The following is a 14,357-nucleotide window of genomic DNA, read 5'->3' on the forward strand; positions in this document are numbered from 1 at the left end:
GATCCCATAGATTTGCGGGGAACCTACGCCGCTCGCCGGTCAACCGCAAGCAGTCTGCGGACCTCCGAGGGGCCTGGGCGGATCGAGGCGGGCCGTCCTCGACGGGGTGATCGCGGGCGGCGGTGGAATGGCGGCGGGGCGCCGGTGCGGCGTCCGGCGCGCGGCGCGCCTGCCCGGGGGCAGCGCGCCGGGCGGACCGTGCGGGCGACGCTACGCGGGGCGTCGCCTGCGCGGGCGATCCAGGCTAAGAACCGGCCCTCCCATGACCTTCCAAGACCTCATTCTCACCCTGCAGAAGTTCTGGGCCGATCGCGGCTGCCTCATCGTGCAGCCGTACAACTCGGAGGTCGGCGCCGGCACCTTCAACCCGGCGACGTTCCTGCGCGCGCTCGGCCCCGAGCCCTGGAATGTGGCCTTCGTCGAGCCTTCCCGGCGGCCCGCGGACGGTCGTTACGGGGAGAACCCGAACCGTATGCAGCAGTTTCACCAGTTCCAGGTGATCCTCAAGCCGAGCCCGATCGACATCCAGGACCTCTACCTGGAGTCGTTGCGGGCGATCGGCACGAACCCGCTCGATCACGACGTCCGGTTCCTCGAGGACGACTGGGAGTCGCCGACGCTCGGGGCGTGGGGGCTCGGCTGGCAGGTGTGGATCGACGGGCTCGAGATCTCGCAGTTCACCTACTTCCAGCAGATCGGCGGGATCGACTGCCGCCCCGTCTCCGGCGAGCTCACCTACGGGCTCGAGCGGATCGCGATGTACCTGCAGGACAAGGACAGCATCTACGACGTCGTCTACTCGGACCGCGGCGGGAAGATCGTGCGCTACGGGGACATCTACCAGCGCGCCGAGTGGGAGTGGTCGACCTACAACTTCGAGGAGGCCGACATCGCCGAGCACTTCGCGGCGTTCGACGTCTGCGAGGCCGAGGTGAAGCGGCTCCTGTACCGGGGCGCGGATCCGGCGGCGAAGGGGGCGGCGATCGATCCGAAGAAGGCGCTGGTGCTCCCGGCCTACGATTTCGTCGTGAAGGCGGCCCACCGCTTCAACGTCCTCGACGCGCGGGGCGCGATCAGCGTCACCGAGCGGCAGCGCTTCATCGGCCGGGTTCGCGCGCTCGCGAAGGCGGTCGCCGAGACGTACGTCGCGCAGCGCGAGATGCTCGGCTACCCGCTCCTCGGCGAGCAGCAGGCGAAGGCGGCGGAGTAGCGCAGAGCAGGCCGAGGCGGCGGGCAGCGCGCCGTCGCCTCGGCCGGGCAGCGCGTCGCGCGGCCTCAGCCGGGCGGGTTGTCCGGGATGAAGTCGTGGCGGGTGCAGATCGCGACGACCGGCAGCCCCGCCGCGCGGATCGCCTCCGCGCCGCCCTCGAGGCGGTCGACAAGGGCGATCACGCCGACCACCGAGGCGCCCGCGGTGCGCAGCTTCTCGACCGCCTTCAGCGTCGAGCCGCCCGTCGTGATCACGTCCTCGAGGATCGCGACGGGCATCCCGGGCACGAGGCCGCGATCGCCCTCGACGAGGCGCCGCGAGCCGTGGTCCTTGACCTCCTTGCGCACGTAGAGCGCGGGGAGGGGGCGGCCGCGCAGGAAGCTCGTGAGCGACACCGCGCTCGCGAGGGGGCACCCCCCGAGCTCGACGCCCGCGACGGCCTCGCACCGCGGGAGCGCGTCGAGCGCCTCGAACATGAGCGAGCCGACGAGGGCGTGGCCCTCGGCGGTCAGCACCGACTGCTTGCAGTCGATGAAGAAGTCGCTCTCCCGGCCGGACGCGAGGACGACGCGCTTCTGCTCGAACGAGCGCTCGCGCAGCAGCGCGACGAGCCGCTCCCGCTCCGAGGCGCCGGCGGCGCTCACCGGCCGCCCCGCTTGCGCAGCGAGGCCTTCGCGGCGCCCTTCCGGAGCGCGGGGACCACGGGCGGCGGTGGCCCGCCGGCGCTCTCGGCCGCATCGGGCTCGTCACCCTCGCCGGCGGCCGAGGCCGACAGGTCGGCCTCCTCGTCGTCGTGAACGGCTGCGAGGCGCGGCTCCGGCGCAGGGGCGGGCCTCGCCTCGACGACCGGGGCGGGGCGCGCCGCCGGGGCGGGGCGCGCGGGGGCAGGCGCGGCGCGCGGCGCAGGCCGGGCGGGCGGCGCAGGCGCGCGCTGCTCCGCCGGCGCACGCGCCGGCCGCGCCGCCGCGGCGCGCGGCGCAGGTGCAGCGGCGGCGGCCCGCGCCGGGGCAGGGGCGGGGGCCGCGGCGAGCGGCGCGCCGGTGGTGACGTTGCCGCGCACCAGCGCGCCGGCGTGGATGCCGATCTGCGGCGCGCCGAGGTCGCCGACGACGCGCGCGCCGGGCTCGAGGATCACGGCCTCGTCGCCGGAGATGTTCCCGGCGACGGCGCCGCGGACGACAACGCGCCGCCCGCGGACGTCGCTCTGGATGAGCGCGCCCTCGCCGATGGTCACGTCGCCGGTCATGACGACGCTCCCCTCGACGCGGCCGAGGATCTCGAGATCCCCGTCGCCCTGCACGTTGCCGCGGATGGCCGTCGTCGGCCCGATCGAGGACTGGGCGGCCATCGGCTACACGTCCATGTCGACGTTGCCCTTGAACGAGGCTCCGTCCGCGATGGTCAGCCGCGACGCCTTCACGTCGCCGACGAGGCGACCGCCGGCGAGGAGATCGACGCGATCGGCCGCCGTGACGTTGCCGGTCACGTTGCCGCCCACCTGGAGCGACGCCGCCCCGATGTCCGCTTCGACCAGCGCCCCTGCGTCGATGGTGAGAGGCCCCTCGACGGTGAGCTTTCCGCGCACCGTGCCGGCGACGATCACCTCCTCGTCGGAGGTGATCTCGCCCTCGATCGTGAGCCCGTTTCCGATGATCGTACCCGCCACGTTCGTGCTCCTCGCCGCGCCCTCGCGGCGCGATTCTTCGTCCGTCAACGCGCGCTACCGCCCTGCCGGTTCACGCCGGGGGGCCTGCCCGCGACCGCCGGTCGTCCGCTCCGAGAGCTCGGCCGGGAGGTCGAACTCCGCCTCGATGCGGCCGGCGAACGCCGCGCCTTCCTCGAGGATCACCTCGCTGCCGCCCACGTTTCCGGCGTACTGCGCGGTCGCCCGGATCGTGACGGGGCCGCGCGACGCCACGTCCCCCGTGAGCTGGCCGGAGACGACGAGCGAGCTCGCCTCGACGTCCCCCGTGACCGACGCCCCGTCCTCGATCTCCAGGTCGCCAGCCAGCTGGATGTTCCCCTCGACGCTCCCCTCGACCCGGAGCGAGCCGTCGCCATGGACACGCCCGCGGATGCGGGCGCCCCGTCCGATGAGCGATTCGGCAGCGTCCGATTCGCTGCGCGTCGTTGTCGAGCCTCGGGCCATTCTCGTCTCCTGTGCGCGGAGGGAGCCGCGCGAGCCGGGGCGCGCACCAGACGCCCGGCTCGTCCGCTGGCGCTGGGCGAACTGGATCGCCCGGGGCCGCGGCGGCGCGGACGCTACTCCAAGCGGCTGCGCCTCGCAACCGGCGGGCGGGCTCGGTGGCTGGCTCGCGCCATCGGCTGACTGCAGCGGAGCCCTCGGGGGGAGGGGGCGTCGCGCGGGGGGCGAGGGGGGCCCTCCCACGAACTCGCGCCTTTTGGTGGCAATGGCCTGCTGTACGGAGCTGGCGAGTCCGTGAGGACTGGCTGCGATGCGGGCCGGCGCTCGGGTTCGTGGGGCCCTCCCCCTCGCCCCCCGCGCGACGCCCCCTCCCCCCGAGGGCTCTCTCCGGCGGGAAGCGCGGCGCGGGGGGAAGAGAAATCGATGCGGGGCGCCGGAGCGCGCGGGCGCGCGTGGTGGGCGCTTCCTGCGGGGCTGGCTCGGGTGATACGGTCTCTCTTGACTGGGCTTTCCTTGCTCGCGACGCCCGCTGTGGCCCTGGCGAACCGACTCGGATGGCTCGGCGCGCGTCGCCCGTGAGGCGAGCGCAGACCAACCCAACCCGGGGGTTCCTCATGCGGAAGATAGCTATCGTGGGGTCTGGACAGGCCGGCCTGCTCGCGGCGCACGGCCTGGTGAAGGCCGGCTACGAGGTGACGCTCTACTCGGATCGCACGCCCGAGCAGTGGCTCAACGAGTCGAAGCCGACCGGCACCGCGGCGCGGTTCGACGTGGCGCTCGCGTTCGAGCGCGAGCTCGGCCTGGCCTTCTGGGAAGACGCCGCACCCCGGGGCCACGGCGCCCAGGTGACCGCGTCTGCCACCCCGGGCAACCGCCTCCTGACGCTGGCGGGCCGCCTGGAGCAGCACTTCTTCGCGATCGATCTCCGGCTCCAGAGCCACCGGTGGATGCTCGAGCTCGAGCGGCGGGGCGGCAAGATCGTGATCGAGCCCGTCACGATCGCGCGGCTCGACACGATCGCCGCCGAGAACGACCTCACCGTCGTCGCCGCGGGACGCGGCGAGCTGTGCAACCTGTTCGAGCGAGACCCCGCGCGCAACGTCCACACGGAGGCGCAGCGCAACATCGTCATGATGTGCGTGACCGGCCCGAAGCTCGGGTTCGACGGCATCCCCATGCTGCCGGTCAAGTTCAACCTGTTCGCGGGCATCGGGGAGGCGTTCTGGGTGCCCTACCACCACAAGGACGTGGGACCGAGCTGGAACTGTCTCGTCGAGGCGGTGCCCGGAGGGCCGCTCGACAGGTTCCAGGGCGCGAAGTCAGGCGAGGAGATCATCGCGATCGCGAAGGGGCTGGTGAAGGAGCTCATCCCCTGGGACTACGAGTGGTTCAGGAACGCCGAGCTGTCGGACAAACATGGATGGCAGAACGGGCGGGTCGTCCCCGCGGTGCGCAAGCCCGTCGGACGGCTGCCCTCCGGCCGGATCGTGACGCCGCTGGGCGACACGGCGATGTCGATCGATCCGATCGGCGGCCAGGGGGCCAACAGCGGCAACAAGATGGCGCGCAACCTGGTCGAGTGCATCGTGCAGCACGGCGAGCGCCCGTTCGACGCCGACTGGATGACGCGCACCTTCGATCGCTTCTATGCGCGGCACGGCGGGCCCACCGACCGGTTCAACAACATCCTGCTCGCCGGGGTGACGCCCACGATGGCCCACTTCCTCATGGCGCAATACGGCAGCGACGGGCGGGCGGACAACACGAGCGGGCAGCAGGCGCTCGCCAACGCCTTCGTGAACAACTTCAACGATCCGGCGCGGCTGACGGCGGTCCTCGAGGACGTCGGGCGGGTGCGCGCCTTCATCCGGCAGACGACCGGGAAGCCGTGGCCGCTCGCGCTCGCGGCAGGGGGCGTGGGCGTCGGCATCGCGCAGGTGCGGCAGCGCATCGGGCTCCCGCCGGGGCACCCGGTAGCGCCGGTGCACGCCGGCGGCGCGCTCGCGTAGCGCTCGCGGAGCGCCTCGCCGGGCGCCCGCTTTCCTCTGTCGAACCCCCGCACGTGCCGCGTCTCGAGCTCCACCACGCGGCATTCCTTTCCATGGTCAGATGAAGGGCGTCGGCTCCTTGCCCTCGGCCAATAGCTTCACGAGCTCGATCTTGCGAAAAGAACACTCAAGCATCCGCGCATGCACAGCAAAGTCTACTGGTGGCGTGCTCATCGCCGCTTCGAGCAGCTCCGCCGAGACGCCGAGCCCGAAGCGCTCGAGCTCGCGCACTGGGCCCTCCGGCAGCGACTCGCAGTGCGCAAAAGCCTCGGCGCCGCGCTTGATCGCCCCCAACGCCTCAGCCGCTTCGATGCGGGAGCGGAGCTCTCCCGGTCCGATCGGGGACTGCGCGCCGCACGACGCGAGCGCCGCGATGCGCGCCCGGTCGGGGCCGGCCACGCAAGGTACGACCCCGCGCGTAGTGATCCCGAACGTTGGGCAAGCGCTTCGAGGCCGCTGCGGAACGAGGCGGCGCCCACGTCACGTGCGTGGTGCGCGGCATCGCCCATGGCACGCCGGCGCCCAGATCCTGGGCCGCCCGCCTGCTTTGGGACGGAGCCGCCCCCGGTGGGCGTGACGGTGACGGGATCGGTGAGGGGGATGCCCATCGCGAGCGCGTGGCGTGGACGCCGCGGCCGAGCTCGAGTCGTCCGGTTGGAGCCCGCACGAACACGCGCCGGCCTCCCTTGACAACGCAGCACAGCCGTAAGGTACGCTACCTTTCACGATGGGTGGGACCGGGACGACGGGGTGGGGTCGGAGCTCAAGGCGCTCCCCGCTGACGCGGCGGTCAGCGGTCACGGGGGCTGATGACGCCGAGAGAGCCGCGGTCGACGATGTGGATGTCGATCCTCGTGGTCGGCACATCTTTGTGGCCGAGCAGCGTCTGGATCGTCCGGATGTCCATGCCCGCCTCGAGAAGGTGGGACGCGAAGCTGTGGCGGAGGGGTCGGCATGTCGTGCGCTTGGCGAGCTCCGCCGCGCGTCCGGCATCGTGCACGGCCCTTTGCACTGCCGATATTTGTCGTCGATCGAGGTCGATGTCGTTGACGCGAATCGAAAGCGCTTCGAGGAACCGGAGGCCGTTTCCGTAGAGGAGCTCGCCGATGAGCCGAAAAGGCGGGACGAAGTGTTCGAGCAAGGTGAGCGTGTCCTGTCGCGAGAGGACCGAGGGGAGGTGCTCCGGCCGGCGTGCCCGTTCGAGCGCTTCGAGCCGGGGTATCTGCAGGTCGAGAACCCGCTTGTAAAAGAAGAGGAGCGCGCACAGCACTTGGTTCTGCGTGGATGCCGCGGTGCGGTGTGCGACCGCAAGCTCGTCAAGGAAGGCCGTGACCTTTTCCGCGCCCACCTGCCGTGGGGGTTTGCCGCTGTGAAAGCGGACGGGTACCCAGCCGTCGGCGCGAATCTTGCGCGACGACACGCTGTCGCCGTCCGAGATCTAGCAACGGGAATACATAGGTACGCAGCGGCGGTCTATCTCCGCAATCCCGCAGATAGGCTGCGGAAGGTCGCGGCCTATCTGCGGGATTGCGGAGATAGGCCATGATGGGCCGCGACTTGTCCTCGGGAATATGGAGATAGGGCGCCACGGTTCGCGGCCTACACGTGAAAATGCGTAGATATGTCGCACATCACAGCTGATTGCGACGTTGGGCGGCTGACCGCAGCGTCAAAAGTGTGCACAGGATCTTTCCGGAGGTAGAATGCGGTGGTGCCTAGGGCTGAACTCGTGTTTCCAAGACTGGAACGAGCCTTCTCTGGTAGGGAAGAATACTACCGCAGGATCGCGGGAGTAGACCCTCGTGGCTTCTATCGACGTCGCGCAGACCGTATGCTTGAGATTGCCGATCGACTCGGCGTTATCGGCGCCGACAAGTTGGGGCAGGACGCCGGAGATCTTCACAAGCTGAACAATCTTGTTGTAGAGGTCTACTTTGCATCGTTGTTTGCTGCGTCGGGAGCCGCCTATGTGTCCGTGTTCCCTGACAATCCGATAGCTTCTACGCCCGATCTCGATGTTAGACTTCCGAACGGTTTGAGATTCTACGTGGAGGTGACACGCCTATCACCCGGCGACCCGTCAATAGTAGAGCTTCTGCAATCTGAGATCGAAACACGACAACTTCCGTACCGGGTTGAATATTTACTCGGCGAACGGCTAAGTTTGTCTGTTGTGTCGGGACGTGAACGTGGCGCGAACGAAGAAGTGGTTGAGGGCGTAGTCCGATGCGGGGTCGTGGGGCTCTTGGATGAGGCTATACGCGGAACGAAGCGAGGTGCAGTACACGTTGTAGCGGTTCCGCAGAGCGATGGACAGAGTCGGCTCGAGGCTCGGTTCGAGGCGATTGATGTAGAGAAGTCGGGCTTTCCCATCTCACCTGCGGGCACGCGCAGTCCAGTCGAGGTGCACATGGTGTCTTTCATCTTCGGGCCGCCACCTGATGGAGAGGGGCACCCAGGGTACGCTGCGGGAGGGATTACTGCCGCACATCTCTTAAACGAACAATCTCAAAGAGAAAGGCTCGTCAGGGACATCCGCGCGAAAGCGGAGAAGCGCCAAAAGTGGCCGGATGAATTGCCTCGCTATCCCTACGTTGTCGCGGTACAGAACGATGAGTCCGAGCTGACACCTGTCGATGTACTCTCGGCGCTAACTGGTAGTCGCTGTGCGTGGCTTGGGGATGCAGAGTCAAAAAAGCGCTTCCTCGAACGCAATCCGGTGACGCACCCGGAAGAGGTTGCTATTGCCGAGAGTAATGGATGGGAGGAGGTATTACGGGAGTGGGACTTTGCCAAAGATGCCGATGTATGTTTCGTGAAATATGGGTCTTTTATTCAGGAGTTTGACTGGGTAAGAAATCTGGCTGGAGTTCTCGTTGTCCACCATTCGCAAACGCTAATTCAGTGGCTGCCAAACCCGTTCGCAAGAGACGCCGATGTCCGGTTTGCGAAAGTCGGCCTCCCACTCGACAAGCTGGGCGCTCACGTAACTCCCGATTAAGAGGGGCATCGAGGAAATCCACAGAACCAGGTGCGTCGTCTAACTACGGCTTGCAGGCAGACGGCCGCATCTGGTCGCCCTCCGGGCTCCCGCCGACGCCCGCAGCTGAAGCCTTGATCGTTGGGCAGGCTTGCAACAGGCGCACCGTCGAGTGTCAGACCGCCGGGAGGCTTTCCAGAACAGGAATGCATTATGGCATGGGTTGAAGTACACGATGAGGTTCAAACCGGCGATGCGGGCGACTGGTCGCTCTGCTTTCATCGTTGCACCTATCACTATGACGATGGTAGTCGTGAGGAGGGATATCGCTTTATCTGGCGAACGCCAGATGGGCACCTTCAGCCGGCACGCGGCCAGGCGCGTATTCCGGATGCGGCGACGCTGCGCGGACTCATCGACCAGGCGCAAAGTGAAGGATGGCTCAGGTAGCCCCGCTTATGGCTCGCGTGAGCGATAGTTCTTGATGCACCAACACGGAGACAGACATGCTTGACGCAAAGACCGAGAATTTCGGACAGTGGCTGCGCAAAGCCCGCGATGCGAAAGGCTGGAGGCAAGCCGAACTTGCGGAGAAGTCCGGGGTCTCTGGGCAACAGATCTCCAACATCGAAACTGGGCGCAGTCCGAACCCGCAAGCGGCAACGAGAGCGAAGCTGGAGAAGGCCCTCGGCGATAACGCTCCCGATGCTGTCGTCGCGGAAACCCAGAATGAGCAGACGGTCGAGAACCTCGGCGCACTGCAAGATTTTGATCCGTACGCGAAGGCGGATCTTCCCAAGTGTAAGGGCGTGTACGTCTTCTACGATATCACGGACCGCCCCGTATACGTCGGCCGTGCCACCGAACGCGACATCGCCCAGCGCGTGCCCGAACACCACGAGAAGTTCTGGTTCAAGCCGCCGGTGGTCGACCGAGGAGCCTACATCCAGATCGATGATGCCGATCTATGCAAGAAGGTTGAGCAGGTGCTCATCAAGTTTCTCAAGTCCAACGCCCTGTTCAACAAGCAGGGCGTTGACCGGGAGTGAACTCCGGGGGCCGAGAGCTTCCCAACAAAGGCTTGCTGACCGACGAGTGGGTGCACTGCGCGCACCCACTCGCGGCACAAGCCCAAGCCGTTGGGCGGGCAGGCGTGAGCCGAGGCAGTTATGACTCCAGCGGAGTACAGCCCCCGAGGCGGCTGCCCCTGGAGGGCTCGCGCGGACGGGCCCGTCTCGACGATCTAGGATGCGCGCTCGAGCCCGGATGGGCCCGTCTCGACGATCAGCAGGCCGCCCACTCTCTGAACGGTCCTGATCCTCTCGACTTTTCCGATCAATACGAGGACTTGCGCGGGACGACCTGGGCGCGCGTGCCTGGGCCTGGTATGCTCCAGGTGCGTCGGCGGAAGCGCGCCTTCGCTAGGAGCCGCCCGTGAAACCGCGCGTCTATGTCGAAACGTCAATCTTGAGCTATCTGACCGCGCTGCCAAGCCGAGATGTCATTCAGGCCGCCCGCCAGCAGGTCACGATCGGCTGGTGGGCGCGGCGAGACGAGTTCGAGCTGTTCCTCTCCGACCCGGTGCTGACCGAAGCGCGCCGGGGCGACCCCGCGGCAGCTGCTCGGCGGCTCGGAGCAGCCGCGGGGATCGCTGTCCTGTCAGGAGCCGAGGAAGCGGAGACGCTTGCCGCGGCCCTCATCAAGCAGGCAGCCATGCCCGCAAAGGCAATCGTCGACGCCGCGCACGTGGCCATAGCGGCCGTTCATGGCCTCGATTTTCTTCTGACATGGAACTGCACCCATATTGCGAATGCTACGATGCGGCCTCGCATAGAGTCCGTGTGTAGAGACAGTGGGTTTCGACCGCCCGTCATCTGCACGCCAGACGAGCTGCCGCCACAGGAGGAGAAATGATCCGCGATGCCATCGTCGATGAAGTTCGCGCAATTCGCGACGAGATTGCGAAGGAATGTGGCTATGATGTTCACGAGCTGTTCAAGGCGTTTCGACGCCTTGAAGCAGGCAGCGCCACAGACCACGTTTCGATCGTTCCGCGTAGCGGTGGCCCGGAGGCCGCCCAACAAGGCAATGCAGCGGACGCGGCGCAGGCGACGACGCCCGCACCTCGCCGCTGATTGCCAACGCGGCGTTCGGCCTGCGCCCGCCACGGGCGACTGTGCGTCTCGTGATCGGAGCGCTGCGACCGCACAAGGAGGCCGCAGCGGCGCGGCGCGCGTGGCTCGCCGGCCGCCCGCCGTCGCGCGGAGTCGCGAGCCCTCGCGCAGCGGCGGGCCGCTTCCACCGAGCGCGCTCGCGGCACGCACCCTCGGCGCAGGGGCGGTCTCCCCGCCGCTCCCGCCCGCGCCGCGCCCAGGCCGAATCCCGGTTGCGCAAACCGAGAATGCCGAGCAGGTCGCGGCCGCTCACCTCGTCGAGCAGCGCGCTGCCTTCGCGCAAGAAGTCCTCGGTGAGGCCGACGGGCGAAAGACGGGCCTGGTGCTGCTGGGCGAGCCGGAGCAGCATGGCGAGATCGCTGGTCTCCTCGGTGAGCGTGCCGCTCGTGTTGACGTCGGCGAACTGCTCGGCGAGGTCCGGCTCGAACGCGAGCGCCTGGTCGGCGAACGCCTTCAGGCGCGCGCGCCAGGGCCGGCTCGCCTTGATCACCTGGTCGATGGGCCGCACCTGATAGGCGCCGGTGCGCTTGCCCTCGCCGAACCAGAGGTTCGCCGTGTCGAGGTGCTGTATGGCGCCACGGAGCACGGCCGCGCTCCATCGCATCACCTCCGCCCACGACGTCGCGCCAAGATCTTCTCCGCCGCCGTGAGCGGTCGTCCCTCCGGCGCCGCGCCGCCCGCGCCCGTTGCGTGTCCGCCCCCCGGGGACGCGGGTTGAGGCCCCGCCGCCGACCCAGGTTGAGGCCCCACCGTCGGCTCAGGTCGAGGCCACGACCCAGGTTGAGGCCACGACGCCGCCGACCCAGGTTGAGCTCCCGGCGCCCCCGCCGGCGGCGCTGTCCTCCCTGGCATCGTCCCCGCCTGCGCGCTCTCGCCGCGCTCACCGACGCTCGGCGCTGGGCTCGCCTCCGCGCCCTCGCGCTGCGCGCGCCCCCGCTCCCGAGCCGACAGCAGCGCCCCCACGGTCGCACCCGCGCCGGCCGGCTGCGCGGCGGCTCCCCACCGCGCTGCGCGGAGCCGCTCTCCCGCCCGCGCGATCCACGCCACCGCCGCCTCGGGCAGCGCGAGCCGCCGCGCCGCCACCGCGAGCAGCAACGCGAGCGCGGCGAAGAACACCAGGCTCGGCGTCGCGTTCCGGTACGCGAAGCGCTTCGAGGCCCGATCCTCGAAGATGCCCGCGAGCGTGTCGCGCCGCTTGCCCCCGGTGAACTCCGCGATTCGCCCGAGCAGCGACAGATCGCTGCCCGTCGGGCGCAGCTCCTCGCCGGCGGTCATCGCCGCCCCCGTCGTCCCGACCGCCTCCCCCGTGAGCTCGTCCCGCGCAACCGCCACGTAGGTCCCCGGCCGCGAGAGCGGCAGCTTCGCCGTGTACGCCCCCGCGCCCGTCGCCTCGAGCGGGAGCTCTCGCGAGAAGCCGTCGGGACCCGCGACGTGCACGACAAGCCGGCGGAACGACTGCGCACGCCCGTCGTCGCCGATCACGCTCGCCCGCACCGACAGCTCGCCGCCCGACGCGTCCGCCTCCAGGCGCACGCGCGGATCCTCCTCCTTGCGCGTCACGTCGCGCGCGGCCTGCGCGATCATCCGCGCCGCGCCGGGCCAGCGCGTCCACGCGGCGCCCCAGCGGCCCTTGAGATCGCTCGTGAACGCGGCGGCCCGGCCGAGCCCCGCCGACCACACAGCGAGCACCGGATCGCCCTCCGGCCCGGACAGCAGCACCGTCGATCGGCTCTTGGGGACCGTCACCACGTAGCCCCCGAGCGGCGGCGCCTCGCCGAACGGCACGCCGGCGGTGATCGACGACGGCGCGCCCAGCGCCACGCGGAACGGCTCCTCCACGATCGCGCTCTTCGCCGCCATGATGGTCTCCTGCGTGAACACCGCGGGCAGCCGCGTGGCGTCCTCGACGAGGTAGAAGCGCCCTCCGCCGATGCGCGACAGCGCCTCGAGCTCCGGCACGTCGTTGCCCTGGCCCAGCGCCACGACGCTCGTCGTCGTCCCGCGGCGCATCGCCGCCTCCACCATCGCGCGGCACGGCCCCATGTTCTCCGCGTCCGACCCGTCGGCGAAGAGCAGCACGTGCTTCAGGCTCGAGGTGTCCCGGTCGAGCGCCTGGTACGCCGCCTCGAGGGTGATATCGACGTAGATGCCGCCGCCGCCCGGGCCCACGGCGCGGATCGCCCTGTCGATCGCGGCGCCGTTCGTGACCGGCCCGAGCGGCACGCTCCACCGCACCGCCGTGTCGACGTGAGCGACGCCCAGCCGATCGCCGGCGCCGAGCAGCGAGGCCGACCGGGCGGCGGCCTCGTTGGCGAGCTCGAGCTTCGTGTGCGCGCCGGCGGTCGCCGCCATCGACCCGGAGATGTCGATGCCGATCACCTCGGCCAGGCTCGCCCGCCGCCGCTCCTGCTTCAGGTCGAACGCGACGGGCGAGATCTCCTCGAGCGGCGTCCGCGCATAGCCGCCCGGCCCCATGCTCCGATCGCCGCCCATCAGGAGGAGCCCGCCGCCGAGATCGCGGACGTAGCTCGCGAGCGCGTCGATCTGGCCCGGCGAGAGATCCGACGCGCGGATGTCGCTGAGCACCACGACGTCGTAGCCGGCGAGCTCCCCGAGATCGGCGGGGACGCGGCTCAGGCCGCCCTCGTCCACGCGGAACGCGCCGTCCGCGAGCGCCCGCGCGATGAACGCGCCCTGCCCGGCGTCGCCCTCCAGCACGAGGGCCGCTGCGGCCCCGCGGACGCGCAGGAACGCGCTCGCCGCGTTGTCCTCGGCGGACTCGTCGAGCCTCGGATCCTTCGCGGTGATCTCGACGTCGTAGCGGTGCAGCCCGGGCCCCGGCGCCTTCTCCCGGATGCGCAGCACGTCTTCTCCCGCGGCGATCGAGGCCTCGGTGCGGGCGATGAGCTCGCCGTCGCGGCGGAGGCGGATCTCGACCTCGGCCGGGGACGGCGACGAGGTGACGAGCCGCAGATCGAGCGCCTCGCCCTCGTCGGCCCGCGCGGGCGCGCGGAGGGCGACCACGCGGACGTCGGGGACGAGCCGCTGCTCCAGCGGGATCACGTCGACAGGGAGGCCGGCGGCGACGGCGGCGGCGGCCGCGGCCATCGTGTCGCCGCGGGTCGCGACGCCGTCGCTGAGCAGCACGACGCGCGCCGCGGAGTCCGGCGGCACCTCGGCGAGCGCGCGCCGGATGCCGGCGGCGAGGTCCGTCCCATCGCGGCCGAGCGCGACCCGCTGCGGCGCCGCGAGCTGCGAGCGCGGGCGCGGCGGATCCTCGGTCGCCGCGCCCGCGGCGAACGCGATGGTGGCGATCCGATCGTCCTCGCGCATGCCGAGCTCGGCGACGGAGAGCTCCTGCGCGACGCGCCGGTCGGCGCTCGGCACGAGGTCGATCGAGCGGCTGCGATCGATTGCGACCAGGACGGTGAGCCGGTCGAGTGGTCGGCCAAGCTCTGGCCCGGCCGCGGCCATGGCTGCGGCGAACGCGGCGAAGGGGGCGAGGAGGTCGCCGAGCCGCGAGCGCCACGCCCCCTGCCGGCGGGCGTGCGCCGAGGCGAGCGCGAGCGCGAGGTACCGGAGCGCGATGAACGACGTGGCGCCCAGCGCGAGCAGCGCGCCCCAGGGCCGCGCGAGCCGGAGATAGGCGTCCGGGAGCAGGCCGCACCAGACGAGGCCCACGTAGAGCGCCGGCACGGCGCCAGCCACCATCCAGCCGAGCAGGATCGGGCGGCGGAGCGCGCCGCGCCGGAGGGCGAGGCGCAGCAGCGCCCCGAACACGAGCGCGCCGGCGAGCGTG

At 70.1% G+C, this 14,357-nt stretch carries 14 protein-coding genes; 6 read left to right on the plus strand and 8 right to left on the minus strand.

Features of this window, described 5'->3' with window-relative positions:
* Window positions 1-262: 262 nt before the first annotated feature.
* On the plus strand, window positions 263-1,210 hold the full coding sequence (gene glyQ / locus WMF14_RS02630) for a glycine--tRNA ligase subunit alpha (RefSeq protein ID WP_437798587.1): 948 nt from the start codon (window positions 263-265) through the stop codon (window positions 1,208-1,210).
* Window positions 1,211-1,275: 65 nt separating this feature from the next.
* Here glyQ and pyrE read toward each other — a convergent pair whose 3' ends face one another.
* Genes pyrE through WMF14_RS02650 form a run of 4 tightly spaced genes read right to left on the minus strand, consistent with a single transcriptional unit; the run spans window position 1,276 to window position 3,359 of the window.
* Entirely contained in the window at window positions 1,276-1,854 is a 579-nt protein-coding gene (gene pyrE / locus WMF14_RS02635) for an orotate phosphoribosyltransferase (RefSeq protein ID WP_437327302.1), read from the minus strand.
* Window positions 1,851-2,558, minus strand: a complete 708-nt coding sequence (locus WMF14_RS02640) for a bactofilin family protein (protein ID WP_437798588.1) — start codon at window positions 2,556-2,558, stop codon at window positions 1,851-1,853. Before WMF14_RS02640 ends, pyrE begins: the two co-directional genes overlap by 4 nt.
* Before the next feature lie 3 nt (window positions 2,559-2,561).
* On the minus strand, window positions 2,562-2,876 hold the full coding sequence (locus WMF14_RS02645) for a bactofilin family protein (RefSeq protein ID WP_272097558.1): 315 nt from the start codon (window positions 2,874-2,876) through the stop codon (window positions 2,562-2,564).
* 54 nt (window positions 2,877-2,930) lie between these two features.
* Window positions 2,931-3,359 carry a bactofilin family protein gene (locus WMF14_RS02650; RefSeq protein WP_272097559.1) on the minus strand — a complete coding sequence of 143 codons (429 nt, stop codon included), beginning with the start codon at window positions 3,357-3,359 and terminating at the stop codon, window positions 2,931-2,933.
* Window positions 3,360-3,970: 611 nt separating this feature from the next.
* Between WMF14_RS02650 and WMF14_RS02655 the strand changes: the two genes are divergently transcribed.
* A complete protein-coding gene (locus tag WMF14_RS02655; protein ID WP_437798590.1) occupies window positions 3,971-5,365 on the plus strand; it encodes a styrene monooxygenase/indole monooxygenase family protein in 1,395 nt (464 codons plus the stop codon).
* Between the two features lie 96 nt (window positions 5,366-5,461).
* Here WMF14_RS02655 and WMF14_RS02660 read toward each other — a convergent pair whose 3' ends face one another.
* Both WMF14_RS02660 and WMF14_RS02665 read right to left on the minus strand, forming a co-directional pair.
* Window positions 5,462-5,803, minus strand: coding sequence for a hypothetical protein (locus WMF14_RS02660; protein ID WP_437798591.1), 342 nt, complete (start codon window positions 5,801-5,803; stop codon window positions 5,462-5,464).
* A gap of 391 nt (window positions 5,804-6,194) precedes the next feature.
* On the minus strand, window positions 6,195-6,824 hold the full coding sequence (locus WMF14_RS02665) for a tyrosine-type recombinase/integrase (protein ID WP_437798592.1): 630 nt from the start codon (window positions 6,822-6,824) through the stop codon (window positions 6,195-6,197).
* Window positions 6,825-7,235: 411 nt separating this feature from the next.
* Here WMF14_RS02665 and WMF14_RS02670 point away from each other — a divergent pair, with 411 nt between their 5' ends.
* The 4 genes from WMF14_RS02670 (at window position 7,236) to WMF14_RS02685 (ending at window position 10,298) form a co-directional block, all read left to right on the plus strand.
* The gene (locus tag WMF14_RS02670) at window positions 7,236-8,405 is read left to right on the plus strand and encodes a hypothetical protein (RefSeq protein ID WP_437798593.1); all 1,170 of its coding nucleotides are present in this window, start codon (window positions 7,236-7,238) and stop codon (window positions 8,403-8,405) included.
* 192 nt (window positions 8,406-8,597) lie between these two features.
* Window positions 8,598-8,834, plus strand: coding sequence for a hypothetical protein (locus WMF14_RS02675; protein ID WP_437798594.1), 237 nt, complete (start codon window positions 8,598-8,600; stop codon window positions 8,832-8,834).
* Between the two features lie 56 nt (window positions 8,835-8,890).
* The gene (locus tag WMF14_RS02680) at window positions 8,891-9,433 is read left to right on the plus strand and encodes a helix-turn-helix domain-containing protein (RefSeq protein ID WP_437798595.1); all 543 of its coding nucleotides are present in this window, start codon (window positions 8,891-8,893) and stop codon (window positions 9,431-9,433) included.
* Window positions 9,434-9,818: 385 nt separating this feature from the next.
* Window positions 9,819-10,298 (plus strand): type II toxin-antitoxin system VapC family toxin, encoded by a 480-nt coding sequence (locus WMF14_RS02685; protein ID WP_437798596.1) that lies wholly within the window; start codon window positions 9,819-9,821, stop codon window positions 10,296-10,298.
* 81 nt (window positions 10,299-10,379) lie between these two features.
* On the opposite strand, the gene WMF14_RS02690 is transcribed toward WMF14_RS02685, so the two are convergent.
* Together WMF14_RS02690 and WMF14_RS02695 are read right to left on the minus strand one after the other, a co-directional pair.
* Window positions 10,380-11,144 carry a hypothetical protein gene (locus WMF14_RS02690; protein ID WP_437798598.1) on the minus strand — a complete coding sequence of 255 codons (765 nt, stop codon included), beginning with the start codon at window positions 11,142-11,144 and terminating at the stop codon, window positions 10,380-10,382.
* Between the two features lie 17 nt (window positions 11,145-11,161).
* Entirely contained in the window at window positions 11,162-14,338 is a 3,177-nt protein-coding gene (locus tag WMF14_RS02695) for a VWA domain-containing protein (RefSeq protein WP_437798599.1), read from the minus strand.
* Window positions 14,339-14,357 lie beyond the last annotated feature (19 nt).

This window comes from Sorangium sp. So ce693 (assembly GCF_051521375.1).
In the GTDB taxonomy this organism is placed as follows: domain Bacteria; phylum Myxococcota_A; class Polyangia; order Polyangiales; family Polyangiaceae; genus Sorangium; species Sorangium atrum.

Excerpts from the sequence above, each read along its gene's own strand:
- glyQ (WP_437798587.1), top strand. The coding sequence starts at position 263 with ATGACCTTCCAAGACCTCATTCTCACCCTGCAGAAGTTCTGGGCCGAT.
- WMF14_RS02640 (WP_437798588.1), bottom strand. The coding sequence starts at position 2,558 with ATGGCCGCCCAGTCCTCGATCGGGCCGACGACGGCCATCCGCGGCAAC.
- WMF14_RS02650 (WP_272097559.1), bottom strand. The coding sequence starts at position 3,359 with ATGGCCCGAGGCTCGACAACGACGCGCAGCGAATCGGACGCTGCCGAA.
- WMF14_RS02655 (WP_437798590.1), top strand. The coding sequence starts at position 3,971 with ATGCGGAAGATAGCTATCGTGGGGTCTGGACAGGCCGGCCTGCTCGCG.
- WMF14_RS02670 (WP_437798593.1), top strand. The coding sequence starts at position 7,236 with ATGCTTGAGATTGCCGATCGACTCGGCGTTATCGGCGCCGACAAGTTG.
- WMF14_RS02675 (WP_437798594.1), top strand. The coding sequence starts at position 8,598 with ATGGCATGGGTTGAAGTACACGATGAGGTTCAAACCGGCGATGCGGGC.
- WMF14_RS02680 (WP_437798595.1), top strand. The coding sequence starts at position 8,891 with ATGCTTGACGCAAAGACCGAGAATTTCGGACAGTGGCTGCGCAAAGCC.